The 26,053-nt window shown below is 70.1% G+C and carries 28 protein-coding genes; 13 read left to right on the top strand and 15 right to left on the bottom strand.

Annotated elements, in window-relative coordinates:
- Positions 1-7: 7 nt before the first annotated feature.
- Together A2790_RS11930 and A2790_RS11935 are read left to right on the top strand one after the other, a co-directional pair.
- A complete protein-coding gene (locus A2790_RS11930) occupies positions 8-1,543 on the top strand; it encodes a DUF1501 domain-containing protein (protein WP_293391708.1) in 1,536 nt (511 codons plus the stop codon).
- A 58-nt stretch (positions 1,544-1,601) separates the two neighbouring features.
- Positions 1,602-2,162 (top strand): lipocalin family protein, encoded by a 561-nt coding sequence (locus A2790_RS11935; protein ID WP_293391711.1) that lies wholly within the window; start codon positions 1,602-1,604, stop codon positions 2,160-2,162.
- On the opposite strand, the gene A2790_RS11940 is transcribed toward A2790_RS11935, so the two are convergent.
- Positions 2,159-2,500, bottom strand: a complete 342-nt coding sequence (locus A2790_RS11940; RefSeq protein WP_293391714.1) for an MmcQ/YjbR family DNA-binding protein — start codon at positions 2,498-2,500, stop codon at positions 2,159-2,161. The two genes, A2790_RS11935 and A2790_RS11940, sit on opposite strands and share 4 nt — an antisense overlap.
- Positions 2,497-3,078 (bottom strand): YdeI/OmpD-associated family protein, encoded by a 582-nt coding sequence (locus tag A2790_RS11945; RefSeq protein WP_293391717.1) that lies wholly within the window; start codon positions 3,076-3,078, stop codon positions 2,497-2,499. The genes A2790_RS11940 and A2790_RS11945 overlap by 4 nt, the downstream gene beginning before the upstream one ends.
- A 101-nt stretch (positions 3,079-3,179) precedes the next feature.
- Here A2790_RS11945 and A2790_RS11950 point away from each other — a divergent pair, with 101 nt between their 5' ends.
- Positions 3,180-3,620 carry a DUF6491 family protein gene (locus tag A2790_RS11950; protein WP_293391720.1) on the top strand — a complete coding sequence of 147 codons (441 nt, stop codon included), beginning with the start codon at positions 3,180-3,182 and terminating at the stop codon, positions 3,618-3,620.
- 16 nt (positions 3,621-3,636) lie between these two features.
- Here A2790_RS11950 and A2790_RS11955 read toward each other — a convergent pair whose 3' ends face one another.
- Positions 3,637-4,131, bottom strand: coding sequence for an OsmC family protein (locus tag A2790_RS11955; RefSeq protein WP_293391723.1), 495 nt, complete (start codon positions 4,129-4,131; stop codon positions 3,637-3,639).
- A gap of 122 nt (positions 4,132-4,253) precedes the next feature.
- Between A2790_RS11955 and A2790_RS11960 the strand changes: the two genes are divergently transcribed.
- Positions 4,254-4,730, top strand: coding sequence for a hypothetical protein (locus A2790_RS11960; protein WP_293391726.1), 477 nt, complete (start codon positions 4,254-4,256; stop codon positions 4,728-4,730).
- Here the strand turns inward: A2790_RS11960 and A2790_RS11965 are convergent.
- On the bottom strand, positions 4,727-5,077 hold the full coding sequence (locus A2790_RS11965) for a VOC family protein (protein WP_293391728.1): 351 nt from the start codon (positions 5,075-5,077) through the stop codon (positions 4,727-4,729). The genes A2790_RS11960 and A2790_RS11965 overlap by 4 nt on opposite strands.
- A 35-nt stretch (positions 5,078-5,112) precedes the next feature.
- Positions 5,113-5,775: a methyltransferase gene (locus A2790_RS11970; RefSeq protein WP_293391731.1), complete on the bottom strand. Its 663-nt coding sequence runs from the start codon at positions 5,773-5,775 to the stop codon at positions 5,113-5,115.
- A gap of 161 nt (positions 5,776-5,936) precedes the next feature.
- Between A2790_RS11970 and A2790_RS11975 the strand changes: the two genes are divergently transcribed.
- Both A2790_RS11975 and A2790_RS11980 read left to right on the top strand, forming a co-directional pair.
- Entirely contained in the window at positions 5,937-7,796 is a 1,860-nt protein-coding gene (locus A2790_RS11975) for an ATP-binding protein (protein WP_293391734.1), read from the top strand.
- Between the two features lie 33 nt (positions 7,797-7,829).
- A complete protein-coding gene (locus A2790_RS11980) occupies positions 7,830-8,192 on the top strand; it encodes an MmcQ/YjbR family DNA-binding protein (RefSeq protein ID WP_293391737.1) in 363 nt (120 codons plus the stop codon).
- Here the strand turns inward: A2790_RS11980 and A2790_RS11985 are convergent.
- Together A2790_RS11985 and A2790_RS11990 are read right to left on the bottom strand one after the other, a co-directional pair.
- On the bottom strand, positions 8,182-9,174 hold the full coding sequence (locus A2790_RS11985) for a fatty acid desaturase family protein (protein WP_293391740.1): 993 nt from the start codon (positions 9,172-9,174) through the stop codon (positions 8,182-8,184). The genes A2790_RS11980 and A2790_RS11985 overlap by 11 nt on opposite strands.
- Positions 9,174-9,752 carry a TetR/AcrR family transcriptional regulator C-terminal domain-containing protein gene (locus tag A2790_RS11990; protein WP_293391743.1) on the bottom strand — a complete coding sequence of 193 codons (579 nt, stop codon included), beginning with the start codon at positions 9,750-9,752 and terminating at the stop codon, positions 9,174-9,176. Before A2790_RS11990 ends, A2790_RS11985 begins: the two co-directional genes overlap by 1 nt.
- A gap of 237 nt (positions 9,753-9,989) precedes the next feature.
- On the opposite strand from A2790_RS11990, the gene A2790_RS11995 reads away from it, so the two are divergent.
- Positions 9,990-10,121 (top strand): hypothetical protein, encoded by a 132-nt coding sequence (locus A2790_RS11995; RefSeq protein ID WP_293391746.1) that lies wholly within the window; start codon positions 9,990-9,992, stop codon positions 10,119-10,121.
- Here the strand turns inward: A2790_RS11995 and ubiA are convergent.
- Positions 10,118-11,035, bottom strand: coding sequence for a 4-hydroxybenzoate octaprenyltransferase (ubiA, locus tag A2790_RS12000; protein WP_293391975.1), 918 nt, complete (start codon positions 11,033-11,035; stop codon positions 10,118-10,120). The genes A2790_RS11995 and ubiA overlap by 4 nt on opposite strands.
- A gap of 382 nt (positions 11,036-11,417) precedes the next feature.
- Between ubiA and A2790_RS12005 the strand changes: the two genes are divergently transcribed.
- Positions 11,418-13,208: an ABC transporter ATP-binding protein gene (locus A2790_RS12005; RefSeq protein WP_293391749.1), complete on the top strand. Its 1,791-nt coding sequence runs from the start codon at positions 11,418-11,420 to the stop codon at positions 13,206-13,208.
- A gap of 137 nt (positions 13,209-13,345) precedes the next feature.
- Here the strand turns inward: A2790_RS12005 and A2790_RS12010 are convergent, their stop codons facing one another.
- The 3 genes from A2790_RS12010 to ppk2 form a co-directional block, all read right to left on the bottom strand.
- Entirely contained in the window at positions 13,346-13,729 is a 384-nt protein-coding gene (locus tag A2790_RS12010; protein WP_293391752.1) for a DUF559 domain-containing protein, read from the bottom strand.
- Positions 13,730-13,894: 165 nt separating this feature from the next.
- Positions 13,895-15,094: a winged helix-turn-helix domain-containing protein gene (locus A2790_RS12015; protein WP_293391755.1), complete on the bottom strand. Its 1,200-nt coding sequence runs from the start codon at positions 15,092-15,094 to the stop codon at positions 13,895-13,897.
- Positions 15,095-15,245: 151 nt separating this feature from the next.
- Positions 15,246-16,004 carry a polyphosphate kinase 2 gene (gene ppk2 / locus A2790_RS12020; protein ID WP_293391758.1) on the bottom strand — a complete coding sequence of 253 codons (759 nt, stop codon included), beginning with the start codon at positions 16,002-16,004 and terminating at the stop codon, positions 15,246-15,248.
- Between the two features lie 147 nt (positions 16,005-16,151).
- On the opposite strand from ppk2, the gene A2790_RS12025 reads away from it, so the two are divergent.
- The 4 genes from A2790_RS12025 (at position 16,152) to A2790_RS12040 (ending at position 19,309) form a co-directional block, all read left to right on the top strand.
- Positions 16,152-16,865, top strand: coding sequence for a 16S rRNA (uracil(1498)-N(3))-methyltransferase (locus A2790_RS12025; RefSeq protein WP_293391761.1), 714 nt, complete (start codon positions 16,152-16,154; stop codon positions 16,863-16,865).
- Between the two features lie 132 nt (positions 16,866-16,997).
- On the top strand, positions 16,998-18,353 hold the full coding sequence (locus A2790_RS12030) for a glutamate--cysteine ligase (protein ID WP_293391763.1): 1,356 nt from the start codon (positions 16,998-17,000) through the stop codon (positions 18,351-18,353).
- A 64-nt stretch (positions 18,354-18,417) separates the two neighbouring features.
- Positions 18,418-18,813 carry a GFA family protein gene (locus tag A2790_RS12035; protein WP_293391765.1) on the top strand — a complete coding sequence of 132 codons (396 nt, stop codon included), beginning with the start codon at positions 18,418-18,420 and terminating at the stop codon, positions 18,811-18,813.
- 1 nt (position 18,814) lies between these two features.
- Positions 18,815-19,309, top strand: coding sequence for a hypothetical protein (locus tag A2790_RS12040; protein ID WP_293391767.1), 495 nt, complete (start codon positions 18,815-18,817; stop codon positions 19,307-19,309).
- Here A2790_RS12040 and A2790_RS12045 read toward each other — a convergent pair.
- Positions 19,306-19,818 (bottom strand): DUF427 domain-containing protein, encoded by a 513-nt coding sequence (locus A2790_RS12045; RefSeq protein ID WP_293391770.1) that lies wholly within the window; start codon positions 19,816-19,818, stop codon positions 19,306-19,308. The genes A2790_RS12040 and A2790_RS12045 overlap by 4 nt on opposite strands.
- A gap of 212 nt (positions 19,819-20,030) precedes the next feature.
- On the opposite strand from A2790_RS12045, the gene A2790_RS12050 reads away from it, so the two are divergent.
- Positions 20,031-21,878 carry an oligopeptide:H+ symporter gene (locus tag A2790_RS12050; RefSeq protein WP_293391773.1) on the top strand — a complete coding sequence of 616 codons (1,848 nt, stop codon included), beginning with the start codon at positions 20,031-20,033 and terminating at the stop codon, positions 21,876-21,878.
- A gap of 67 nt (positions 21,879-21,945) precedes the next feature.
- Here the strand turns inward: A2790_RS12050 and A2790_RS12055 are convergent, their stop codons facing one another.
- The 3 genes from A2790_RS12055 to tldD form a co-directional block, all read right to left on the bottom strand.
- Positions 21,946-23,973 (bottom strand): TonB-dependent receptor, encoded by a 2,028-nt coding sequence (locus tag A2790_RS12055; RefSeq protein WP_293391776.1) that lies wholly within the window; start codon positions 23,971-23,973, stop codon positions 21,946-21,948.
- A 103-nt stretch (positions 23,974-24,076) separates the two neighbouring features.
- Positions 24,077-24,499: a GFA family protein gene (locus A2790_RS12060; RefSeq protein WP_293391779.1), complete on the bottom strand. Its 423-nt coding sequence runs from the start codon at positions 24,497-24,499 to the stop codon at positions 24,077-24,079.
- Complete coding sequence (tldD, locus tag A2790_RS12065) at positions 24,496-25,926, bottom strand: metalloprotease TldD (RefSeq protein ID WP_293391781.1); 1,431 nt, start codon at positions 25,924-25,926, stop codon at positions 24,496-24,498. Before tldD ends, A2790_RS12060 begins: the two co-directional genes overlap by 4 nt.
- Between the last annotated feature and the right edge of the window lie 127 nt (positions 25,927-26,053).

A 26,053-nucleotide genomic window follows, 5' to 3' on the forward strand; every position in this document is an offset into this window, starting at 1 on the left:
CGGGGCGATGGACCGCAGACACCTGCTGCGCCTGGGCGGCGCGTTCTCGGCCTTGGGGGTCGGCGCGCCGTTCGCCCTGCAGCTCGCCGCGGCGGGCTCGGCCGCCGGGCAGTCGGCGCCGGACTACAAGGCCCTGGTCTGCGTCTTCCTCTACGGGGGGAACGACTCGCACAACACCGTGCTGGCGACCGACGCGGACTCGTGGGGCCGCTATTTCGCGGCGCGGAACACCGGCGCGGACCCCATCGCCCTGATGCCACCGGGGACCGCGGCGACGCCGGTCGGGCAGACGAGCGCGGTCACCGGGCGGGTGGCGCAGGCCGACTCGCCGGAAGCCTGGGGCGGCGTGCTGCCGATCGCGCCGCGCACGGCCCAGGCGATCCCAGCCGGCACCAACGCCAGCAGCCGGACCTTCGCCCTGCATCCGTTCCTCGGCCCGCTCCAAAGCCTGTTCAACCAGGGCCGGCTCGCGGTCCTGGCCAATGTGGGCACGCTGGTGCAGCCGACGACGAAGGCGCAGTACCAGGCCAAGAGCGTGACGCTGCCCACCAGCCTGTTCTCGCACAACGACCAGCAGTCGACCTGGCAGGCCCTGTCGGTGGAGGGCGCGCGCAGCGGCTGGGGTGGCCGCTTCGGCGACTTGCTGGCCGGGATGAACGGCCAGAACACCCTGTTCACGGCGGTCTCGGCCGCGGGCAATGCGGTGTTCCTGGCCGGGCAGTCGGTGGTCCAGTACCAGCTCTCCACCGGGACCCAGCCGGCGGTGGTGATCAACGGGGCCCAGGGCTCCACCCTGTTCGGCTCGCGGCTGGCGCCCTCGCGGATGCGCGACGTGATCAGCGACACCAACCTGACCAGCAATTTCGCCGCGGACTATTCGACCGTGGTCGGCCGCTCGATCTCAGCCGCGGCCACCGTCAACAGCGCCTTCACCCAGCCACTGGCGGTCTCGATTCCCGCGGCCCCGGCCTACGTGAACCCGGTGACGGGCCGGACGGAGACCAATTCGCTGGCCCTGCAGCTGCAGACCGTGGCGCGCATGATCGCGGCCAGCTCCGAACTGGGCGTGCGGCGGCAGGTGTTCTTCGTCAGCCTCGGCGGCTGGGACACCCACGACTTCCAGAACACGACCCAGCCCAACCTGCTGGCCAAGGTCGCCCACGCCCTGTCCTACTTCGACGGCGCCCTGTCGAACGTGGGCGGGCTGGACCGCCGCGGCCAGGTGACGACGTTCACCGCCTCGGACTTCTCGCGCGGGTTCACCACCAACGGCGACGGCACGGACCACGCCTGGGGCGGATGCCAGTTCATCATGGGCGGCGCCGTGCGCGGCGGGGACATGTACGGCCAGTACCCGACGCTGGGCGTCGACGTGAACGGCTTCAACAACCCGGACAATATCGGCGGCGCCCAGATCCCCACCGCCTCGGTGGACCAGTATGGCGCGACACTGGGGCGCTGGTTCGGCGTGTCCGACGCCGACATCGACCTGATCTTCCCGCGCCTGCGCAACTTCGGGACCCGCTACCTGGGCTTCGTCTGAGGCGCTGCCGGAACCACTTGGACCCAGCGCGGTTCCGTTGCGGCTGCAGAGGTGTCCCATGAAGCCGAGAACAATGGCACTGGCGGGCGGCGCGATCCTGTTGCTGGCCGGGTGCGCCTCCATGGCGGGCTCCAAGGCGCCGCGCGCGCCGGAGCCGGCGAAGCGCATCGACGCGGCCAGCCATTTCACGGGCCGATGGTACGAGATCGGCCGCACGCCGATGAAACTCACCGACGGCTGCGTGGCGGGGTACACCGATTATCTCGCCGAAGGCGGCAAGCTCATCCAGCGGGACGCCTGCCGTGACGGCACGCCCGCCGGCAAGGAGAAGGTCGTCGCCGGGCCGCTAAAGATCCTGAATCCCGGCCAGAACAACAAGGTCCACGTGAACTATCGGCTGTTCGGCTTCGTCCCGGTCGGCCGGACCTACTGGCTCCTCGATCACGGCGACGGGTGGTTCATCATGTCGACGCCGGACCTGAAGCTGGTGAACCTTTATACCCGCGACCCACGGCCATCGCCGGAACTCGTCGCGGACCTGACTGCGCGGACCCGGGCGCTCGGCTACGACGTCAGCAAGCTGGAATTTCCGGCCACGTTCCCGCCCGGCCAGCGTTAGAGCGCGGCCTCCCAGGCCTTCACGGCGGCCTTCTTGGCCACCTTGCGGAAGCGGCGTTCCAGGAAGTTCTTCAGCGAGCCGGGATGCAGATCGCCGATGCGGGCGAGGACGCAAGGGTAGTCCTTGTAGTGCGGGGTCAGGTGGAAGGTCCCCGGCTCGGCCTCCATCAGCATCTCGCGCTCGTCGTAGCTCACCTCCATCAGGACCAGGCTGTCGTCCTCGGCGCGCAGCCGGGTGAAGAACTTGCCGTTCAGCTTGAAGGAGGGGCGGCCGTAGCTGACGCCTTCCTCGACGCCCGGGAAGGACAGGACGATGGCTTTCATCTCGTCGTGGGTCATGGCTCATCCACCTGGGTCGGGGATTTCAGTCTAAGCCCTCGGGCCGAGGCGTCGATGAGGATGTCGAGGCGCCTGGCGCGGGTGGTCTCGCCTTTGGCCGCGGTCACCCGGTGGATGGCCACCTTGCGGTAGCCGGGCGGGAAGGCCTGGAAGCGGGCCCAGGCCTGGGCGTTGGCCCGGAAGCGCGAGATCTCCTCGGCGGTCAGGTCGTCGGCCGCGCGCTCGTAGGAATAGACGCGGGTGCGGTCCTTGCCGGCGTCGTGGGCGGCGCGCCCGGCCGGCGTCACCCGGCCCTCCGCTTTGAGTTCGGCGAAGCGTTTCAGGTTCACCTGGCTCCAGATCCCGCCCGGCTTGCGGGGCGTGAAGCGGATGCGGTAGGCCGCCTCGTCGATCCGGTGGCGGACCCCGTCGATCCAGCCGAAGCACAGGGCCTCGTCCACGCTCTGCGGCCAGGTGATCGAGGGCCGGCCGCTGTCCCTTTTCCAGAAGCCGACCGAAACCTCGCGGGCCGTGGCGTGGTGGGCCTCCAGCCAGGCGCGCCACTCGGCCGGTGTGGCGAAGAAGATGGGCTCGTCCATTGCACTCATCCGGTCATCGGCCCGGCATCACACGCCAGGGCGTCGGAAATGGCTTGCGCAACCTGCGTTACACGCACACGCTTTGAAGAACGCAAGCCGCCATGGACGCCTCGACCATGAAACCCGTGCTGTTCTTCGCCGCCGCGGCCCTCCTGTCGGTGACGACGCCCGCCGCGGCGGACAATGGCCAGAGGTTCGACGAGGGCGCGCAGCTTCGGGCCTACGGGCCCGGCCCGTGGCGGCCGGAGGCGCAGTGCTTCCGCGGCAAATCGATCGCCGGGGTGACCCGCGCGGGCGAGCGGACCGTCTACGTCCAGTCGAGGGCCGGCGCGATCTATCGGCTGGAGCTCGCCGGCGACTGCGCGGCGCTGGACGCGGCCACGAAGGTTACGCTGCGCGGCGACGGCGGCCTTGCCGTATGCCCTGGGACCGCCGCGGACCTCCTGGCGCAGACGCCGGCCGGCCCCAAGCAGTGCCGGGTCGCCGAGGTTCGGCGCATGGGACCGAGCGACCTGGCCGCCCTGTCGGCGCCGCGGCGGTAGCCCCCGGCGGCGCGCGTCACCCCGCGTCCAGCTCCTCCATATCGCGCATATGTTCGGAGACGGCCTCGGCCTCCACAGGCGGGGCCGTGTCGGCCGTGCTCAGGACCGTGACCACGTCGGAGCCGCGCTCGAAGGTGCGGTGGACGGGGCACTGCTCGGCGATCTGGAGCAGGCGCGCGCGCTGCGCCTCGTCCAGCGGGCCTTCGATCAGGATGGTGCGTTCGAAGCGGTCGCGGGCGGTGAGCGAGGCGCGATGGTGGCGCACGCTGACCTGCACGCGATCCAGCGGCCAGCCCTTGCGTTCGGCGTAGAGGCGCAGGGTCATGGCGGTGCAGGCGCCCAGGGCGGAACTGAGCAGGTCGTAGGGGCTGGGGCCGGAACCGAGGCCGCCCACTGACGGCGGCTCGTCGGCCAGGAAGGAGCCGGACGGGGTGCGCGCGGCGACCTGAAAGCGCCCGAGCAGGGTCTCGGCCACGAGGACGCTGTCTCCGGCGGGCGTGTCTGCGGGCATGGGCGATCCTTCGGCGATGGTTGAGACGGCCTTCGTAGCCCGGATGGGGACGGCGGCGAACGGCCTTCTCGCCGCTGGGTCGCGCAGATAGGATCGCGCCGGCTGAAACGGGGAGCAGGGCGTTGCGGGCATTCGGGGTTATCCGGGCGGCGTCGCTGACGCTCATGCTGTCGGGCGGCGCGGCCCAGGCCCAGGCGCCCGCGGGAAGCGAGAGCCTGGATCTCATCTGCGTGGGCAGCGACGCGGCGCTGATGGCGATGACGCCGTACCGCAATTCGATCGGCGCGCCCCATTTCGGCGGCGTGTACTACGGCGAGGCGCGCGTGCCGGCGCAGCTCGGCGTCCGGGTCGAGAACGGCCAGGTCCGGGTGAAGCCGCCGAAGAGCGCGGTCCCGCTGTTCGCCAAGGACGCCAAGGACGGCTGGTACGTGCTCGCCGACGTCGCCGTCGACCGGCTGTCCATCAAGGGCCGGCTGAAGTGGAACCGGATCGACCGCTCCAGCCTGACCGTCGACCGCCGCAACGGCGCCGTCACCTTCGGCGACTTCGCCGGGGTCTGCCAGCAGGCCGCGGCCAGCGCCGACACGACGAAGTTCTAGCCTGCGCCGACCTCGGTCCAGACGGCCAGTTCGTTGCCCGCCGGGTCGGCGAAGTGGAAGCGGCGCCCGCCCGGGAAGCTGAAGATCGGCTTGGTGATCGCGCCGCCGGCGGCGCGGACCTTGGCCTCCATCGCCTCGAGGTCGTGGGCGTAGAGGATGACCAGCGGCTTCTGCACGGCGTCGGCGGGGCTGGCGTCGAATCCGCCGTCGAGCCCCTCGTCGAAGGCCGCGTACTCGGGGCCGTAGTCGGTGAACGACCAGCCGAAGGCCTGGCCATAGAAGGCCTTGATCGCTCCCAGGTCGCCGCCGGGGAGTTCAACATAGTCGATCTTGCCGTCTTCGCGCATCTAGAGTTCCTTGTTTGTTCCAAACTAGGGCGCGGCTAGGGCAGAGTCCAGACGGAAGTCTTCTTCACTTCCAGGTCCTCCAGCTCGCGGGTCGTGGGCACCTGATACTCGGCGAGCTTTACCAGCCCCGAGCGCGGGAAGTAGCTGCGGCCGGGATCGCCGATCAGCACCGTGGCCCCGGCGGCGCGCGCCTGGGCCAGCCAGGCCATCACCCGCTCGGCCAGCGGCTTCTCGTAGCAGATGTCGCCAGCCAGGATCACCTCGGCCCAGGCCGGCGGCGGGGCGTCCAGCAGGTCGTCGCCGGCGAAGTCGATCTCGACCGCGTTGGCCGCGGCGTTGAGGTCGAGGGCCGCGCCGCAGAAGGGGTCGATATCGGCGGCCAGCACCCGCGCCGCGCCCGCGCGCTTGGCGGCGATGGCCACGAGGCCGGAGCCCGAGGCGAAATCCAGCACGGCCTTGCCGGCCACAATCTGGGGATTGTCCAGCAGGTAGCGCGCCAGCGCCTGGCCACCCGCCCAGGCGAAGGCCCAGAACGGCGGCGGCAGGCCGATCTCGGCGAGGGCCTCCTCGGTCAGGCGCCAGATGGGGGTGATCTCGTCGGCCAGGTGCAGGCGCAGCTCAGGCGTGTGCGGCGGATGCTGCAGGCGGGTGTGCTCGACGATGAAGCCGCGGCGGGCCTCCGGGGTAGGCGCGATCATCTGCGACTCCTCGCCGCATCCCCGACGATGGGCAACAGCCGTTTCCCACAATTTGCCGCCGATTAAGATTTCCTCGTCAACGGTCGAGCTTGAAGAAGAACCTGCCGGGAGGCCGGGCGAAGATGCGTGCGACCGTCCGGACGCCGAGGCGGAACAGGGGGATGCTGGGCGTAGGCCTGGAGGCCAGCGTCGTCAGCGTGGCTCTGGTCTCAACCGTCGCCGCCATGGTTGCGGCGTTCTCGGTCTATCAGTACCGCAACTGGTCCGCCGACCGCGAGGAACTGGCCGCCGACTCGGTCAGGCTGGCGCAGGATATCGGCGCAGCGGCCCACAAGGGCATCGTGGCGGGCGATGCGGAGGCCATGGTCATCGCCTCGCGCCTGCTGGACGGCAGCGACCATGCGGTCGCGGCCACCTATCACCAGTTCGACGGACGCCGCGTGCGGATCGGCAAGACCGCTCAGCAGGACGCGAGGCTGGCGTTCGAGGGCGTTAAGGCGGCGCAGGCCCGCTTCCGGGCCAACGGGCTGGAGGTGCGTGCGCCGCACTATGACGCCGGCCGCCAGGTCGGGGAGATCGTCCTGTGGGTCGACGACCGCGAGATCCTGACCGAACGGATCACCAACATCGGCATCGCCCTGGCGCTGTCGCTGGTGGCGACCCTCGGCGCAGGCCTGGTGGCGCGACGGCTGGCGCGCCGGGCGCTGGCGCCGCTGCGGGCCCTGAACGAAGGCATGGAGGCGGTCGGCGCCTCGCGGGACTTCAGCGCCCGCCTGCCGATCGCCCGCGAGGACGAGGTCGGCCAGCTGACGCGGGGCTTCAACAGGCTGCTGGCGGCGCTGGGCGACTACGACCGGAGCCTGCGCGGCGCGCTCGGCGAAGCGACCGCCGCCCGGGACGCGGCCGAGCGGGCCAATGTGATGAAGTCGCAGTTCCTGGCCAACATGGGCCACGAGCTGCGCACGCCGCTGAACGGGGTGCTGGGGATGAGCCAGGCCCTGCTGCTGGACGACCTGCGGCCCGACCAGCGCGAGCGGGTGCAGGTGATCCTGGACTCCGGCTCGGCCCTGCTGACCGTGCTGAACGACGTGCTGGACATGGCCGACATGGAACAGGGCGGCGTGCGGCTGGAGACCGCGCCGTTCGAGCTGGAGGCGGTGGTTCGCCAGGCCTGCGACACGGCGACGGTGCTGGCGGAGTCCAAGGGGCTGGACCTCCAGATCGACCTGGACGACTCGAGCCGGGGCCTCTGGCTGGGCGATGGGGCCCGTCTGCGGCAGGTGATCTACAACCTGGTCTCGAACGCCTTGAAGTTCACCGCCGCCGGGAGCGTCCAGGTCCGCGCCGAGGGCGGCGTGCGGGGACTGGTGATTTCGGTGGCCGATACGGGCCCCGGCATTCCGGCGGAGGCGATGCCGCGGCTGTTCGAGGCCTTCACCCAGGGCGACGGCCGCGCCACGCGCCAGTTCGGCGGCGTGGGCCTGGGCCTGTCGATCGCGCGCAACCTGGTCGAGCTGATGGGCGGCACGCTAGCCGTCGAGAGCGAGGTCGGGCGGGGCGCGACCTTCACCCTGCTGCTGCCGCTGGAGCGGGGGGCGGCGCTGGCCCAATCCGCGCCGCCGGAAACCCATGTGGCGGACCTGCGGGTCCTGGTGGCCGAGGACAACGAGACCAACCAGCGGGTGGTGCGCACGGTGCTGAACGCCCTGGGGGTCGATCCCACGGTGGTGCCGGACGGCCGCGCGGCCGTGGAGGCCTGGGGCCGCGGCGAGTGGGACCTGGTGCTGATGGACATCCAGATGCCTGTGCGGGACGGGGTCAGCGCGACCCGCGACATCCGCCGCCTGGAGGCCGAGCGCGGCCTGCCGCCCACCCGGATCGTGGCGCTCACCGCCAACCACATGCCGGCCCAGGTGGACGAGTACGCCGCCGCGGGCATGGACGGGGTCGTGCCCAAGCCGATCATGATCGAGGAGCTGCACGCGGCCCTGGTCGACGCCTACGAGGTCCGGGCGGCCTAGCCTCGGGGCGCCGGTATGGGCCAGGATGGGCTCATGCTCAGCACCGACCCTGTCGCTGTGGAAGCCCGCCTGCGGGCCCTGTGCCTGGCCCTGCCGGAGACCGCCGAGAAGATCAGCCACGGCATCCCGGCGTTCTCGGTGGCCGGCAAGATGTTCGCCTACTTCCGGCACGACCATCACGGCGACGGCATGACCGTGGTGTGCGTGAAGACCACGGGCCGCGACGAGCAGGAATTCCTGATCGAGGCCGACCCGCAGACCTACAGCCGGCCCGCCTATCTCTGGCCGTCGGGTTGGGTCGGGGTCAGCCTGGCCGACGACGCCGACTGGGACCTGGTGGACGCGCGCCTGCGGTCGAGCTGGGCGCTGGCGGCCCCGCGCCGGCTTACTGGATGACGGCCTTCACCACGCCGCGGTCTTCCGGCGTCGGGTTGCCGCCGCGGTCCTGTTTCGCCGGCCGGGACGAGGCCTGGCGCAGGACGTCGAGGTAGCCGGGCGCCGTCAGCATGCGGGGCAGGACGCCCTTGGCCTTCAGGAGGCGGTGGGTGCGGGGCAGGTTGTAGCAGGGCACATGCATGAACATGTGGTGCTCGCAGTGGTAGTTGACCCAGTAGGGCGCCAGGAAGGCCCGCTCCAGCAGGTTGGCGCGGGTGGTGCGGGCGTGGCGCAGCGGGTCCGGCTCGTCCTTGGCGATGCAGGCGTGCTCGGCGATGTTGCGCAGGCGGGTGATCATCGGCAGCCAGGTGGCCTGGGGCAGCAGCCACAGCACCGGCCAGGCCCACCAGAAGCCGAAGGGCGCGGTCACGGCGACGGTCGCGACCATTCCGATGAGGAAGCGCTTCCGCGCGATCGCGGCGTCCTTGAGGATCGGCCACAGGGGCTCGCCGGCCTTGCGCTCGGACAGCCGCTTCACCAGGCCCGCCCAGCGCTGCTTGTAATAGGTCTGGCCGGTCAGATCGCGGACGATCTTGCGGCGCAGGGACAGCCGCGTGATCGGGAACGGCGCCGAGAGCGCCAGGTCGGGATCCTCCGCCTGCTGCGCGTATTTGTGGTGGCCCAGGTGATAGGTGCGGTAGGCGACGAGGCCGCCGGGCGTGAGGTTGTCGGCCAGCCAGTCGTTGACCTTGAGATTCGGGTGCAGCGCCCCGTGGGCGGCGTCGTGCATCAGGATGGCGAGGCCGAGCTGCCGGGCGCCGATGATCATCACCGCCAGGGGGATGGCGATCGGGAAGGCCATGGCCACGGCGGCGGCCAGGCCGATCACGATCCAGGCGTGGGCGACCAGGGCGGGGCCCTTCCACGACGACTTCGTCGAGAGGGGGCTCCATTCCTCCGGCGTGAAATAGTCCTTGGGGGCGACACGGGCGGCGGCGGCCATCAGGCGTCTCCGGGCAGGGCTGCGGACCTGGGGACCGCGCGCTTGTGGGGCAGCAGGGCGACCATCTCCTCGACGGCCTCGACGACGGTGGCCTCGGTGGCGCCCTCGCGCAGGGTGACGCCTAGGGCGAGGGTCCAGAACCGGCGGGCGGTGGTGGCGGCGTCCTCGCCCGAGGTCCAGCCGCGGCTCTCGCGGACCTGGGCGTAGGCCCGGTCGCCCTCGGCATGCAGCCGCTCGAAGGTGCGCTCGACAAGGGGGCTCAGGTCCTGCCGGCGTCGGGTCAGGGACAGCGCCTCCACGAACAGGGCAAGGCCCGGGGAGCCGATCACGGTCTCCACCAGACGTCGGTTGTAGTCCGAGCCGGTCCGGGCGCCGGCCGCGGCGGCCTCGGCCTGGCGGGCCACGTACAGAACCTCGCGGCAGGCGGCCTCGACGAAAAGGGCCTCCTTGGTGCGGAAGTAATAGGTGACCTGGCTGGGATAGGCGCCGGCCGCGGCGGCGATCTCGGCCACCGCCACGCCGGCCAGGCCCTTGGCCTTGAAGAGCTCGACCGCCGCGTCCAGCAGCCGGGAGCGCATGCGTTTTCCCGGCTCCCGCAAGGAGCGCGCCTCGGCCAGGGATCGCACGTCCGCCATGGCCTTATTTGTATGCCGTACAAGATGTCCCGTCAACGCGGAGCACGGATGCCGACGTTCGGCGGATGCAACCTGCGCGCTTTTGTCACCCGTCATTGGTGCATCGGTCGCACCCCACGGTAACAGGTCCGCCACAGTCGGGGCGCAAGCCTGTCTCCACGTGATTTTGTGGTGGGACCGATGAGTTTGATCGAGACGATCTTGGGCAAGAAGAGCGCGCCGGGCGGCGGGCTGGCGGCGCTGTTTGGCCGCCGCAAGCCGAAGCGCCACAAGCTGCCCGCCTGGGCCGCGGAGAAGGCGAAGAAGAGCTAGAAGGACCCTGCGGCGAGGGCCGCGGCCAGGATCAGGCCGGCCCAGGCGTTGGACTTGAACAGGCGCAGCGCCAGCGCCGGATCGTCCACGCGCACCCGCCGCGCCTGCAGGCCCAGGTGGACGGCGAAGGCCAGCAGCAGGATCGGAAAGCCGGGCCCCAGGCGCCCCAGGATCCCGGCGGCGAAGGCCAGGGCGATGGCCGCCAGGTAGAACGCCGCCACGGCGCGGGGAGCCTTGTCGCCCAGGCGCCGGGCCGACGACTTCACGCCGGCCAGGGCGTCGTCCTCCAGGTCCTGGATCGCGTAGATCGTGTCGTAGCCCAGGGTCCAGGCGACGCCCGAGGCGTACAGCAGCAGGGCCGGGACCGAGATCTCGCCGGCCGCCGCCGCATAGCCCAAGAGGGCGCCCCAATTGAACGTCAAACCCAGCCACGCCTGCGGCCACCACGTGATCCGCTTCATGAACGGGTAGGCGGCCACCAGCGCCAGGGACGCCACGCCCAGCGCGATGGCCAGCGGGGGCAGGCTGACCAGGATCAGGAACGAGGCCAGACAGCAGCCGATCACCAAGGCCCAGGCCTGCTTGACGGTGATCTGGCCCGAGGGGATCGGCCGGCCGGCGGTGCGGGCGACCTTGGCGTCGATGTCGCGATCGACGATGTCGTTGTAGGCGCAGCCCGCCGCGCGCATCAGGGCCGCGCCCAGGAAGACCAGGATCAGGAGCCGCGGATCCGGCCACTGGCCCCGCATGGCGGCGGCCAGGGCGATCCCCTGCCAGCCCGGCAGCATCAGGAGCCAGATCCCCGCCGGCCGGTCGAACCGCCCCAGCTTCAGCCAGGGCCTCAAGGCCGCCGGCGCATGCCGGTCCACCCAGTTGGTGGGTGCAGCGTCGGGCAGGGGGCTCGTCTTGGTCATCGCGGCGGGCTTAGCAGAGACCGCGGTGTTGCCGAAATGCCGCTGGCGCACGGCCTCGTTAACCACCGCTTCGCCGTTCCTTGACCCTCTTCGAACGCCCGCCTAGCTTCCGGGTCTTCGAAGCTCTTGAGGGAGGTCGGTCAGAATGACAGCTGTCGCAACGATTGCCTTCCCGAAACGCTTCGGGCCGCCGCCGCACCGTTAAGTCGCCCGACCCGCTTCCCGTCACGGCTCGCGCCGACGCGAAGCGATACCGCGCGCCCGTGGCCCTCCGAGCCTTTCCGCTCGCAAGCCCCGCCAATACCCATTCCCTGACCGCGCCGGACCTGCGCGCGCTCCCGTGAGGAGTCCCGGTCCCGGCGCCTGCTTTCGAGACCTCGCCATGACCGAGCACTACGAAGACGACGAAGAGATCAAGACGAAGAGAGTCCTGTCGAACCGGCAGGTCCTCGCCTTCATCGGCGGCTTCTGGCTGCGGCGGCCCGCGTTGTTCTGGGCGGCCGTGGGCCTGATGCTCATCGCCATCATCTTCGACCTGATGCTGCCGTGGGCCGCGGGCCGGTTGGTGGACGTCGTGGCCGCGACGCCGCGCGAGCCGCCGGCCGCTTGGAGCGCCTGGGCCATTTTCGTGGGGGTCTACCTGGCCTTCTCCCTGGTGCGGAACCTCGCCTTCCGGTTCTGGAACCCCATGGCCGCGCACAACATGAAGGAGATGACCGACGAGGGCTTCCAGCGGGTGCAGGCCTTCTCGGCCGACTGGCACGCCGACCACTTCGCGGGCTCGACCGTGCGCAAGCTGTCGCGGGCCATGTGGGGCTACGACATGGTCTCGGATGCGGTGGTGCTGTGGCTGGGGCCTGCGCTTGTGGTCCTGCTGGGCCTCTCGGCGACCATGGTCGTGCGCTGGCCCATGGTCGGGCTGTTCTCCATCGCCGTGGTGGTGATCTACATCGCCTCGAACCTGCTGCTGACCGTCAAGTACGTGCGGCCTGCGAACCTGAAGTCGGTGGCGCTGGACACGCGGATCGGCGGAGCCTTGGCGGATTCCATCTCGGCCAACCCGACGGTGAAGGCGTTCGGCGCCGAGCCGCGGGAGGAGGCGCGGATCGGCGACATCACCAGCACCTGGCGCAAGGCGACCCTGATCACCTGGACCCGGTTCATCGACGTCTGGCTGATCCAGAACATGATCCTGGTCGTGCTGCAGGCGGGGCTGTCGGGCCTTCTGATCCGCCTGTGGGCGCGTGGCGAGGCGAGCGCGGGCGACGTGGCCTTTGCGGTGACCTCGTTCCTGCTGATGAGCGGCTATCTGCGCAACATCGGCGAGAACATCCGCATGATGCAGAAGGGCCTGGACGACGTGGAGGACGTGGCCGCCTTCGCGGTCGCCGACCTGCAGGTGCCGGACGCCGCCGCCGCGCCGCCGTTCCGCGGCGAGCTGGGCGAGATCGCCTTCGACCGGGTGACCTTCCGCTACAAGTCGGCGGAGGAGCCGCTCTACCGCGACTTCACCCTGATCATCGCGCCCGGCGAGCGGGTGGCGCTGGTCGGTCCGACGGGCTCGGGCAAGTCGACCTTCGTGAAGCTGCTGCAGCGGCTCTACGACGTGAACGGCGGGCGGATCCTGATCGACGGCCAGGACATCTCGAAGGTGACGCAAGGGTCGCTGCGGCGGGCGATCGCCGTGGTGCCCCAGGATCCGGCCCTGTTCCACCGGACGATCGCCGAGAACATCGCCTACGCCCGGCCCGAGGCGACGCTGGAGGAGATCGCGCTGGCGGCCAAGCGGGCGCGGGCGGACGACTTCATCCGCCGGCTGCCCAAGGGCTACGACACCCTGGTCGGCGAGCGCGGCGTGAAGCTGTCGGGCGGCGAGCGGCAGCGGGTGGCTATCGCCCGCGCCTTCCTGGCCGATGCGCCGATCCTGGTGCTGGACGAGGCGACCTCGTCGCTGGACGTGGAGACCGAGCGCCAGGTGCAGGCGGCGACCGAGGAGCTGATGGCCGGCCGCACGACCATCGTCATCGCCCACCGGCTGTCCACCATCCGCGGCGCCGACCGGATCCTGGTGTTCGACCAGGGCCGCATCGTCGAGGAAGGCCGGCATGCGGAGCTGGTGCAGAAGGGCGGGGCCTATGCCCGGCTGCATGCGGTGACGGAAGGGGTGGCGTAGGGCTTTTGCGCCCCTCGCGCCCCCTCCGTCACGCGGCTGCGCCGCGCGCCACCTCCCCCGCCCTGCGGGGGAGGAGCGAGCAAGTTCGCGCTAGCTCCTCACCCGTGAAACGGGGGAGGTGGCTGGCGGCGCAGCCGTCAGACGGAGGGGGCGCGAGGGGGCTCTCCCAGCCGCTCGCGCGCCATCTCCCACATCCATTCGACGACCGCTTCGGGATCGTCGAGCACGGTGGACGCCGGGATACGCACCACTTGGATCCCGGCCGCTGCGAGGAATGCGTCGCGCCGGTCATCGCGGGGCGGGCGATCCCCGAAACCGTGGCCTTGGCCGTCGATCTCGACGCAGAGCCGCGCGGGGGCGCAGTAGAAGTCGAGGACGTACGGCCGGATGGGATGCTGACGCCGGAACACTGGCCGGCCCGGCTCCCGGCGCCGGATGCGCACCCAGATCAGCTTTTCCGGCAAGCTGAGCTCGCCGCGGAGCTTCCTGGCGAAGGCGTGGGTTGGGGTGGGGGATCTCATGGCTCCAGCGGCGGCCTTGCGCCCCCTCCGTCTCGCCGCTTCGCGCCGATCCACCTCCCCCGCTTTGCGGGGGAGGAGCTAGCGCCACCCTCTCCGCTCCTCCTCCGCAAAGCGGGGGAGGTGGCGCGCGGCGTAGCCGCGTGACGGAGGGGGCGCGACTCGGCGTCACAGAACATCACGGAGCGCCCCGGCCAGATCGCCTTTCGGCTCCACGCGGACGCTCTCCAGGCCGAGCCAGGCGGCCATGCGGCGGAGTTCGGCGGCCAGGTTCGCGGGGGTGTCGCCGCTGGCCCAGGGTTCGGCGTGGCTGGCCTGGACGATCAGGACGCCAGCCTTGCGGTCGGCCTTGAGGTCGACGCGGGCGGTGATCGCATCGCCCTCCAGGAAGGGCAGGACATAGTAGCCGTGGGTGCGCTTCTCGGCCGGGGTGTAGATCTCGAGCCGGATGCGCACGCCGAACATCCGCTCGGTCCGCTCGCGGAACCAGATCAGGTTGTCGAACGGCGAGAGCAGGGCCTGGGCGGCGATCTTCCGCGGGCGCCGGGCGGCGGGGTCCAGGTAGGCCGGCTCGCGCCAGCCCTTGACCGTCACCGGGGTCAGATCGCCGGCCTCGACCAGTTCGCCCACCCGGGCGCGGGTCTCGGCGACGCCCATGCGGAAGTAGTCGCGAAGGTCGCGTTCGGTGGCGACGCCCATGGCGCGGGCGGCGATGGCGACGAGCTGGCGCTGGGCCTCGTCGCGGGGCGGGGTGGGCGCGGCGTGGACGGCGGCGGGCAGAACCTTGTGCGGCAGGCCATAGACTCGCTCGAACGTCCCGCGCCGGGTGGCGGTGGTCAGCTCGCCCGCCCAGAACAGGCTTTCGACGGCGCGCTTGGCCTCGCTCCAGCCCCACCAGCCGCCCTCGCCCTTGTGGCCCATCTCCAGCTCGGAGGCCGAGAGCGGACCGCGCGCGGCGATCTCTTCCAGCACGCGGTCCAGGAACGCCCGCCGTTCGCGCATGAAACGGGCGATGCCCTTCCAGGTGCCGACACCCTCGCGCGCGTCCTCCATGCGCCAGCGCAGCAGGGGCTGGGTCGAGAGGGGCAGAAGGGAGGCCTCGTGCGCCCAGTACTCAAAGAGCGGCCGTTTCCGCGCCCAGGCGAGCTCTTCGAGCAGCTCCCGCGGATAGGCGCCCAGGCGGGAGAAGGCCGGCAGGTAGTGGGTGCGTGAGACGACGTTAACCGAGTCGATTTGCACGACGCCCAGCCGCTCAATGAGCTTGGTGAGCTGGCGGCGTCCCACGGGCGCGTCGCGCGGGCCGCCGAACCCCTGCGCCGCCAGGGCGATGCGGCGGGCCTCTCCGGCCGTGAGTGTGTCGCGGATCATGGACGCCCCCTCGAGTCGCCGAGGAGCCTAGCGACGGAACGAACGACGAACAATCGTGGTGAATCTGTGGTTAACGCGGAAGGCCCCGCTCTCGGAGGTTGCGAGAACGGAGCCGGAAAGTTCTACCGAGGCTTGTGACGGATCGTCGCGGTCAGTGCTCGAGCCGCCCGTCGGTGACCGCGGCGACCTCGAACGGGTACACGACCTTGGGATTCGGGGGCGCGACGTCCCGGGCCACGTCGGGCGGCGCCAGCTCCTTCAGCAGGTGGCGGATGATGTTGGTGCGGGCGGCCTGCTTGCGGTCGGTGTGGACGATGGTCCAGGGCGCCTCCAGGCAATGGGTGCGGGTCAGCATCTCGTCCCGGGCCTTGGAGTATTCGTCCCACTTCTCCTGGGCGACGGCGTCCAGGGGGCTGATCTTCAGGGCCTTCAGCGGATCGGTGCGGCGGGCCTTGAGGCGGGCGGCCTGCTCGTCGCGCGAGATGTCCAGCCACAGCTTCACGATCTGGATGCCGCTGTCGACCAGCATGCGCTCGAAGACGTTCACGTCGCGCAGGAAGACCTCCTGCTCCTCGGGCGTGGCGTAGTTCATCACCCGCTCGACGCCGGCGCGGTTGTACCAGGAGCGGTTCAGGATCACGAGTTCGCCCGCCGCCGGCAGATGCGGCACGTAGCGCTGGAAATACCACTGGCTGCGCTCGCGGTCGGTGGGCTTGGGCAGGGCGACGACCCGGGTGTTCCGAACCGAGAGATGCTCGGTGATCCGCTTGATTGCGCCGTCCTTGCCGGCCGTGTCGCGGCCCTCGAAGATCACGAGGTCGCGTTCGCCCATATCCATCGCGCGCTGCTGGAACCGCACCAGCGCCACCTGCAGGGCTTCGAGCTCTTTTTCGTCGTCGGACTTGGCCATGGCGGGATAATGCGCGGAATTGGGAGAGGGTGTCAGGCGAAAGTGGACGCCGGTTTCGGCGAGGACACCCTCTTCAAGAACGAGGTCGAGCCTTTTCATCCCGCTCAGGCGATTTCGCCTGAACGGGAAAGGCTCTAGGGGGAGCCAATGATCCGCCTGTTCGTGCCGCACGATCTCGCCCCCGGCGCCTCGCTCGACCTGGACGAGGGCCAGAGTCGCTACCTGGCCGCGGTCATGCGCCAGGCGATGGGCGACGAGGTGGCGGTGTTCAACGGCCGCGACGGCGAGTGGCGGGCGACGCTGGCCAAGGTCGGCAAGAAGGCCGTCACCCTGACGGCCCTGTCCCGGACGCGGCCGCAGGAGACGGGCCCCGACCTTGACCTCGTAGTCGCCCTGGTGAAGCGGACCCGCCTGGAGACCATCGTGGAGAAGGCGGCGGAGTTGGGCGCCCGCCGGGTGCTGCCCGTGGTGACCGAGCGGACCAACGCCGACCACACCCGGGTCGAGCGCCTGCAGTCCATCGCGGTGGAGGCCTCCGAACAGACCGGGCGGCTGGACGTGCCGCAGGTGCTGGAGCCGGAGAAGCTGGACCGCCTGCTGGCGCGCTGGGACGTCGGCCGCCAGCTCCTGTTCTGCGACGAGGCGGGCGATGCGCCGCCGGTCCTGGCGGCGGTGAAGGCGGGCGGGCCGTGGGCGATCCTGATCGGGCCGGAGGGCGGGTTCTCAGCCCGTGAGCGGACGCAGCTGCGGGCGCTGCCCTACGCCGTGCCGGCCGGGCTGGGCCCGCGGATCCTGCGCGCGGACACCGCCGCGATCAGCGCGCTTACCCTCTGGCAGGCGGCGGCCGGCGACTGGCGCTGAGGGGCGCCATGGCAGAAAACCTAAACCGGCCTTGAGCTTGGCAGAATTGCGCCCACCTATCCTGACGGCGTAAAGACGCGACTGCGCGGGACCCTCACCCGGCGTGACGGCGTTCTGGCCGGGGAGGAATGTATGGCCGAAGTCGCCTGCGACGATCGACCCCTGGTTTTCGAAGACCTGGTCCGCTGGATGGCGGACGGGGCCAAGCCCGCGAGCGAATGGCGCGTGGGCGCCGAGCACGAGAAGTTCGTCTTCCGGCTGACCGACCACGCGCCGGTTCCTTACGAGCCGCGGGGCATCAAGGCGCTGCTCGACGGCCTTACCCGCTTCGGCTGGGCGCCGGTGTACGAGGGCGAGAACGTGATCGCCCTGGAGCGCGGCCTGGCCAACGTCAGCCTGGAGCCGGGCGGCCAGTTCGAGCTGTCGGGCGCGCCGCTCGAGACGGTCCACGACATCTGCGACGAGACCGGCCAGCACCTCAACGAGGTGAAGGCCGTGGCGGACGAACTGGGGCTGGGCTTCCTCGGCCTGGGCTTCACGCCCACCTGGACCCGCGCCGACGTGCCGGTGATGCCCAAGGGCCGCTACAAGATCATGCGCGAGTACATGCCGAAGGTCGGCAAGCTGGGCCTCGACATGATGTTCCGCACCTGCACGGTGCAGGCCAACCTCGACTTCTCGTCCGAGGCGGACATGGTGGCGAAGTTCCGCACCAGCCTGGCCCTGCAGCCGATCGTCACCGCGCTGTTCGCCAATTCGCCGTTCATCGAGGGCAAGCCGTCGGGCTTCGTCTCCAGCCGCGCGAACGTCTGGACCGACACCGATCCCGACCGGACAGGCATGCTGGACTTCGTGTTCCAGGACGGCTTCGGGTTCGAGACCTACGCCCGCTACGCCCTGAACGTGCCGATGTATTTCGCCAAGCGCGGCGACCGCTACATCGACCTGGCGGGCCGGTCCTTCGTGGACTTCATGGACGGCAAGCTGGGCGAGCTGCCGGGCGAGCGCCCGACCCTGAAGGACTGGGCCGACCACACCACCACCATCTTCCCGGAAGTGCGGCTCAAGAAGTACCTGGAGATGCGGGGCGCCGATTCCGGGCCGTGGAGCCGGCTCTGTGCGCTGCCCGCGCTGTGGATGGGCGTGCTGTACGACAGCGCGGCCCTGGCCGCGTCCTGGGACCTCTGCAAGGACTGGAAGATCGAGGACCACGAGCGCCTGCGCGCCGACGTGGCCCGCCGCGGCCTGCAGGCCGAGATCGCCGGCCGCAAGGTTCGGGACGTGGCGGTGGACCTGGTCGCCATCGCCAAGCAGGGCCTCAAGAACCGCAACCGCCTGTCCGGCGGCCTGGTCGACGAGACCGGCTACCTGGCCGAGCTGGAGCACATCGCCGAAAGCGGCGTGACGCCCGCCGAGCGCCTGGTGGAGCTGTACAATACCCAGTGGAAGGGCGACGTGAGCCGGGTCTACGAGGACTTCGCCTACTAGCCGGCGGGCCGCGGCGGCGACACTGGCCCTTGCCGGCGCGCGCCGGACCAGCTCTGAGGACGCTATGGGTGTGTGGTCCGGATCCTGTCACTGCGGCGCCGTCCGCTTTCGCGTCGACGCGCAGATCGAGGAGCTGACGCGCTGCGACTGCTCGCTGTGCCGGCGCAAGGGCGCCTTGATGGCCAAGGTCCCCGAAAGCGGCCTGACGGTCGAGGCGGGCGAGGAGAACCTCACCCTCTACCAGTGGAACACGGGCGTGGCCCGCCACTGGTTCTGCCGGACCTGCGGGATCTATCCGTTCCACCGGAAGCGGTCCGCGCCCGACAGCTACGGGGTGAATGTGGGTTGTCTCGAAGACTTCGATGTGACCGCCTATCCCTATCGCCTGGCCGACGGCCAGACGATGAGCGTGCGGCCGCCGGACGCGCGGCCGGAATGGACGGGACCACGCGAGGAGTAGGATGCCGGTGAAGCTTCCGAAGTACGCCCACTGGGTCGCCGAGCGGCGGTTCCTGGTGGATCCCGCGAACATGCCCGGCCTGGACGCCGCGGGCGCGCGGCGGATCGAGGATCTCTACATCGACGGCGGCCGCCTGCGCCTGCGCGCGATCACCCACCTGTCCAGCGGCGACCGCGAATTCAAGCTCGCCAAGAAGTATGCCCCGGACAACCCGCTGATCGGCCCGATGACCAACCTCTATCTCAGCGCCGAGGAGTATGAGGTGATGTCGAAGCTGTCGGGCGCGCGCATCGCCAAGCTGAGGCACAAGCTTGGCGCGTTCGTGGTGGACGTCTTCGAAGGCGCGCTCGAGGGCCTGGTGACCGCCGAGTGCGAGGCGACCAACCGCATGGCGGCCATGAAGGTGGAGATCCCGGCCTGGTGCGTCCGGGAAGTCACCGACGAGATGGCCTACACGGGCGGCGAACTGGCCCGCACCCAGAAGGCGCCGGGCTAGCGGACGCCGCCTTCCAGGCCGGGGGTGGAGACGTTCGGCTCCCAATGCTCGCGCTGGGCGTTCCCGCCGCCGGCGTCGGTGTGCTGCACGATCTCGTCCACCGAGCGCGCTTCTTGCGGCGCCTCGGCGGGATTCGGATTCACCGCCGCATCGTCGACTTCATAGAGCTCCACCTGGTTCGGATAGAAGGCCAGATGACCCGCGATGGCGCTCATGGCGGGATAAGGGTCCTCGTAGGTCCAGATCCCGTTCTCGGCGAAATGGCCGTCCATCAGCAGGGTGTAGTAGCTGGCGTCGCCCTTGTAGGGGCAGTGCGTCGTGCGGTCCGTTCGGGACATGTACTCCATCGAAACATCGTCGCGCGGGAAGTAGACCACCGGCGGATAGGTCGCCTCCTTCAGGACCAGGGCGTTGGCGCTGTCGGCGATCACGTGGCCGTAGAAGCGCGCGCGCCAGCGGCGGGTCGCAGGCGTGATCGTGATGGGGTGGTCGGGGCCGGGAATCTTCATGCGGGACGTCCTCCTCGCGGGAGTGAACGCATCGGCCGCGTTCGGGCTGCGTCGCATATGGGGGCAGCGTTCGTCGACGCCAGGGCCCCTGCGGGCGCAGCCTTGCTTGTGCTGGGGCGACCTAAGTGGTTTTGTGCCCTTCACAATCCGCGTGAACGGGAACGGGGCGTTCGCCTGCACGCGAGCTTTTAGGGAAGCGGAACCCTCTCCACATGAATTTGATCGTCCTTCTCGGGATCGTCGTCACGCTCGCGACCGGCGTCCCCGTGCTGCTTCAGCTGCTGCGCAACCACCCGCGCGGCCTGATCATCCTCTTCTTCGCCGAGATGTGGGAGCGGTTCTCCTACTACGGGATGCGCAGCATCCTGATCTTCTACCTGACGCAGCACCTGCTGTTCGACGACGAGACGGCGAACCTGCAGTACGGGTCGTACACCTCGCTCGTGTACCTGCTGCCGCTGCTGGGCGGCATCCTGGCGGACCGGTATCTCGGCACGCGCAAGGCGGTGGCGTTCGGCGCCCTGCTGCTGGTGGCCGGCCACCTGACCATGGCGTTCGAAGGCGCGCCCGCGAAGCAGACGCTGACCTACGCCGGCCAGACCTACGAGGTGGTCCTGGACGGGCGGATGGAGAACCGCGACGTCCGGCTGATGGTGGCGGGCCAGCCCTATGAGTTCGGTCCTGCGGCCGCGGGCGGGCTGGAGATCAAGAACCTTCCGGCGGGCGGACCCCTGCCGGCCGTGCTGCCCGAGGGCTCGTACGAGCTGAAGAACCAGGTCGACCTCCTGGGCAAGAACGCCTTCTACCTGGCCGTCTCGCTGATCATCATGGGCGTCGGTTTCCTGAAGCCGAACATCTCCACGATCGTGGGCCAGCTCTATCCCCAGGGCGACCCGCGGCGGGATTCCGGGTTCACCCTCTACTACTACGGCATCAACCTGGGGGCGTTCTGGGCCTCGGTGCTGTGCGGCCTGCTGGGCACCAACTTCGGCTGGTGGGCGGGCTTCGGCCTGGCCGGCGTCGGCATGCTGGCCGGCTTCATCGTCTTCGTGCTGGGCAAGAAGCACCTGGAGGGCAAGGGCGAGCCGCCGAATCCCGAGCTGCTGGCCAAGCCCCTGGCGGGCCCGATCAACCGCGAATGGCTGATCTACCTGGCCGGCGTGGCCGGGGTGCTGCCGATCTGGTGGCTAGTCCAGCGCAACGACGTGGTGGGCACGGCCCTGACCTGGTCCTCGGCGCTGGCGTTCCTGTTCATCGCCTACGTTATCGCCTTCGTCTGCAAGACCTGGGTCGAGCGGCAGCGGATGATGCTGGCGGTGGTGCTGATCCTGGGGGCGGTGGTGTTCTTCACCCTGTTCGAACAGGCGGGCACCTCGCTCAACCTGTTCGCGGCGCGCAACGTGGACCTGGTGGGCGTGACCGCCGCCCAGACCCAGTCGTTCAACGCCGGCTACATCCTGATCTTCGCGCCGATCTTCGCCGCGGCCTGGGCCTGGCTGGCCGCGCGCAAGCGGGACCCCAACCCCACGCTGAAGTTCGGCCTGGGGCTTCTGCAGGTGGGCCTGGGCTTCATGATCGTGGTCTGGGGGGCCGGCTTCGCCGACGACCAGTACCGCCTGCCGATGATCTTCCTGGCGCTGCTCTACATGTTCCACACCACGGGCGAGCTCTTCCTCTCGCCGGTGGGCCTGTCCGAGATCACCAAACTGTCCCTGGCCAAGGTGGTCTCGTTCATGATGGCGGTGTGGTTCCTGGCCTCGTCCATCGCCCAGTACGTGGGCGGCACCATCGCCGCCATGGCCGGCACCCACACCGTGGGCGGCCAGGTCACCGACCCCAAGGCCTCGCTGGAGAGCTCGCTGGCGGTCTTCAACATGCTGGGCCTGTGGGGCATGGGGATCGGCGTCGGCTTCATCGTGCTCAGCTTCTTCATCAAGGGCTGGGCGCATGGGGTGAACGACCCGGCGAACCATCCGCAGCCCGAGCCGATCGCCCCAGTCCTCGACGGCGAGCGCCAGGCGGTCAATCCGGCCGCGATGCGCGCCGACCGCGAGGCGTAGACACCGCGCCAGACACGACGAAGGCCGCGGAGCGATCCGCGGCCTTCCTTGTTTCCGGGCGCCGGGATCAGGCCCCGAAGGTCTTGCGGATCCGCACGTAGTACATCCGGCCGAACTGGATATCCTGGTCGTCGATCCGGGTCGCGATGGGGTTCGTCTTCCGCGAGCCGTCGAAGACCTGGACCGTCCGGCGCAGCCCGCGCGAGGTGACGTTGGGCAGCTCGAACCGCACCTGGATGTCGGGCCGCGGCCGCCATTCGGCGAAGGGGCGCACGTAGGTCTTCAGCTTCACCGTCTCGATCAGCGCCACCCGGTACGACGTCTCGCGCCAGGCGCCGTAGGCGTCGACGCCATAGCTCAGCCGCCACTGGGGCAGGTCGTGGCTGAAGGTGGCGTTCCAGTCGAGCGGGTGCAGGTCGGAGATCTCGCGCTTCCGGCCGGTGGTCGGGTCCCTGACGCTGGACCAACGCTTGGTGATGTCGCCCTTGAGCTGGGCGCCCTTCAGCCCGAAGCGGGTCAGGGGCAAGGTCAGCTCGGCGCTGATCTCGTCCTTCGTGCCGCTGCCGATGTTGGTGGGGCTGTCGAAGACCGCGCCGCCGGGGCCGGGCAGGGGGCCAACGTCGACCACGTCGCTCAGCTCGGAATGGCGGGCGGTCAGCACCAGTACGCCATCGCCCAGGAAGCGCTGCTCGACCGCGACCTCGGCGACCCAGGCCTGCTCGGGCTCCAGGTCCGGATTGCCGGCGGTGACGCCGGAGCCAGAATTGAAGCTGGAGTCGGCCACGAAGTCGGCGAAGTCGAGCTGGCCGACCACCCGCTCGAACCGCGCGCGGAGCTGGGTGTTCGGGGTCGGCGACCACGAGACCAGGAGGCGCGGCTTGAGGAAGTGCAGGGTCTTCTCCAGCGCGACGTCGCCGTCGGAGGAGATCTTGGAGCCCTCGAAGCGCAGACCGCCTTCCACCGTCCATTGCGAGGTGGGCCGCCACACCGCCTTGCCGAACACTTCGCCGCGCTTCTCTTCCACGGTGACGTTGGCCGCGGGCAGGTCCTGGGGCACGCCGTTCTCGGTGTAGATCGTGGTGCTGTCGAGCTGGTTGAACGCCCCCTCAGCGCCGGCCTCCAGCGACAGCTTGTCGTTGAATCGGTACTTCAGCACCGAACGGGCGATCGTCTCGCTGGTCTCCCGCTCCAGGGCGAACAGGCCGCCGTTCGGACCGAACGCCGATTGCGAGATCACCTCGCGGTCCCGGGTCTGGTGCAGGCCGACTAGCTCCAGCTTGGTGCGGGCGCCGAAATCGCGATCGAACCGGCCGCCGATCTCGTTCTCGAACAGGCGGACGTTGTCGTCGATGGTGATCAGCCCGGGCGCGGGGAAGCTGATGACCTCGTCCTGCTCGAACTTGAACTTCGCGCCGTAGTGGCGTGCGTTCAGGCGCACCTTGCCTCCCGCCAGCGGCTGGGCGTAGGCGCCGGTCAGGGTGTAGTTGCCCTCGGTGCCCTCGGAATCGATATCCGAACGGCGCAGCACCTCGCCGTCCGGGCGGATGCGGATGCCCGGACCATCGCCGGCGCCGTCGTCCGCGCCGAAGCCGTAGCGGGCGGAGGTCTCCCAGCTGCGTCCGTCCTTGTCGCCCGACAGCTCCAGGCGCATGCCGTGCAGGTCGCGTCCGTCGTAGATGTGGTTGGTGGCCACGGCGAACAGGCCGCGGAAGCCGCCCACGCCTTGCTTGCGCACGACGTTGGCGATCACCGATTTGCCCTGCATGTCGATGCCGGGCGCGCCGCCGCGGATGACGTCGATCCGCTCGACCTGACTGGCGGGCAGGCGGCGCAGGATCTCTTCCAGGTCGTCGGTCTTGCTGGTGGGTCGCTGGCCGTCGATCAGCACGTTGCCGCCGCCGCCCTCGAACCCGCGGATCTCATCGCCGTCATCGAAGGCGAAGCCAGGCAGGCGCAGCACCATCTCGTGGGCGTTGGACGGTTGCTGGGCCGCGAAGAACGCCGCCGGATAGGCGATCACCCCCTCCTGCGGCGTGGCGGCGGCTTCCGGCGCGGCGGCGACGGCCGCCTGCGCCAGCAGGTGCATAAGCAACATGCGAAAACTCTCCCCAAGTCACGGGAAGAGGTGCCCGTGCAATGTTACGCGGGCGAGTTAAATGGCCGTAAGGTGCATTAATTCTGAGACATAATTGCCGAAATCAGGCCTTCGGCGGCCACGCGGGGAACCGAGGCGCTTCGTCGCCGATGACAGCCCAGCCGGGCTTGTCCGCGACGAAGATATGGCCCGCGATGGCGAGGTCCGGCTGATCATCCAGGCTGCCGGCCGGGACGAACCAGCGGCCGTGCGGACCCAGGTGCGGCGTGGGGCAGCCGCAGGTCTCGCAGAAGGTGGTGCTCCAGCCGGACGGCAGGGCGTAAGCCTTCAACGCCGTCTCGCCGGACAGCCAGACGAGCCTGTCCGCCTTGACCGAGAGGACGGCGTTGGAGCCCGTGCCGGATACGCGCCGGCACTGGGAGCAATGGCAGAAGCCTACGGGGGGCAGGCGGCCGGTCACGCCCCAGCTCACCTGGCCGCAAAGGCAGCGGCCGGTGGCGGAGAAGGGCTCGGCCGGCTGGCTCAAACCGCGGTGCCGCCGACCGTCAGGCCGGTGATCTTCAGCGACGGCTGGCCGACGCCGACCGGAACGCTCTGGCCCGATTTGCCGCAGACGCCGACGCCGGGATCGAAGTCGAAATCGTCCCCGATCATGGTGACGCGCGTCAGGGCTGAGGGTCCGTCGCCGATCAGGGTCGCCCCCTTCACCGGCGTGGTCAGCTTGCCGTCCTCGATCAGGTAGGCCTCGGTGCACTGGAACACGAACTTGCCGTTGGTGATGTCCACCTGGCCGCCGCCGAAGTTGGCGCAGTAGAGGCCGCGCTTCGTCGAGGCGATCATCTCCTCGCGCGGGGTGTCGCCGCCGAGCATGCCGGTGTTGGTCATCCGCGGCATGGGCATGTGCGCATACGACTGCCGGCGGGCGTTGCCGGTGGGCGACAGGCCCATCAGGCGGGCGCTCATCCGGTCATGCATGTAGCCCACCAGGATGCCGTCCTCGATCAGGATGGTGCGTTCGGTCGGCGTGCCCTCGTCGTCGACGGTCAGCGAGCCGCGGCGGTTCAGCAGCGTGCCGTCGTCGAAAACGGTGACGCCCGGGGCGGCCACCCGCTCGCCGATCTTGCCGGAAAAGGCAGAGGTGCCCTTGCGGTTGAAGTCGCCTTCCAGCCCGTGGCCCACGGCCTCGTGCAGCAGCACGCCGTTCCAGCCCGGGCCCAGGACCACGTCCATCTCGCCCGCGGGGCAGGGGACGGCGTCGAGGTTGGTGAGCGCCTGGCGCAGCGCCTCATCCACCTGGGCCTGCCACTTGTCGGGGCTGATCCAGGCTTCGAAGCCGGCGCGGCCGCCGGCGCCCGTGTAGCCGTTCTCGCGCTTGCCATCGCGTTCGACCGTCACCTGCACGTTGATCCGGCACAGGGGGCGAACGTCGCGGATCAGCCGGCCGTCGGCGCGCAGGATCTCGACCGTGCGGCGCTCGCCGGCGATGGCGGCCATGACCTGGACGATGCGCGGGTCGCGGGCGCGGGCCCAGGCGTCGATCTCCTGGAGCAGGGCGACCTTGTCCGAGAAGGCGGGCGAGGCGAGCGGATTGTCCTCGCCGTAGAGCTTGGCGTTGGTGGCGCGCGGGGACTCGGCGGCCGTGCCGGCATAGCCGCGCTTGGCCAGCCGCGCGGAGTCGGCGGCGCGACGGATCGCTGCTTCCGAGATCTCGGACGAATGGGCGTAGCCGGCGGTCTCGCCCGCCACGACCCGCAGGCCGAACCCTTCGGTGGCGTCGTAGGAGGCCGACTTCAGCCGGCCGTCGTCGAACAGGAACGACTCGCTCTCGGAGCGCTCGACGAACAGCTCCCCGTCGTCTGCGCCCGCCAGGGCGTCGCCGAGGATCTCCCGGGCGCGGGCCGGGTCGACGCCGGCGGAATCGAGGATCGAGGGAGCGGGGACAGGAGCGTTCATCGGCCAAAGATAGGCGCCCAGGCCGGCGGCGTCACCCGCGACATGTCACCAGGATCGTCTTCGCCGACCGGCGGCCAGCCGATTCGGTCCCGCCCTTGCGGACCATTCCGAGCCTTCTGGCCCAGGG

Source organism: Phenylobacterium sp. RIFCSPHIGHO2_01_FULL_69_31, assembly GCF_001824475.1.
Lineage (GTDB): Bacteria > Pseudomonadota > Alphaproteobacteria > Caulobacterales > Caulobacteraceae > Phenylobacterium.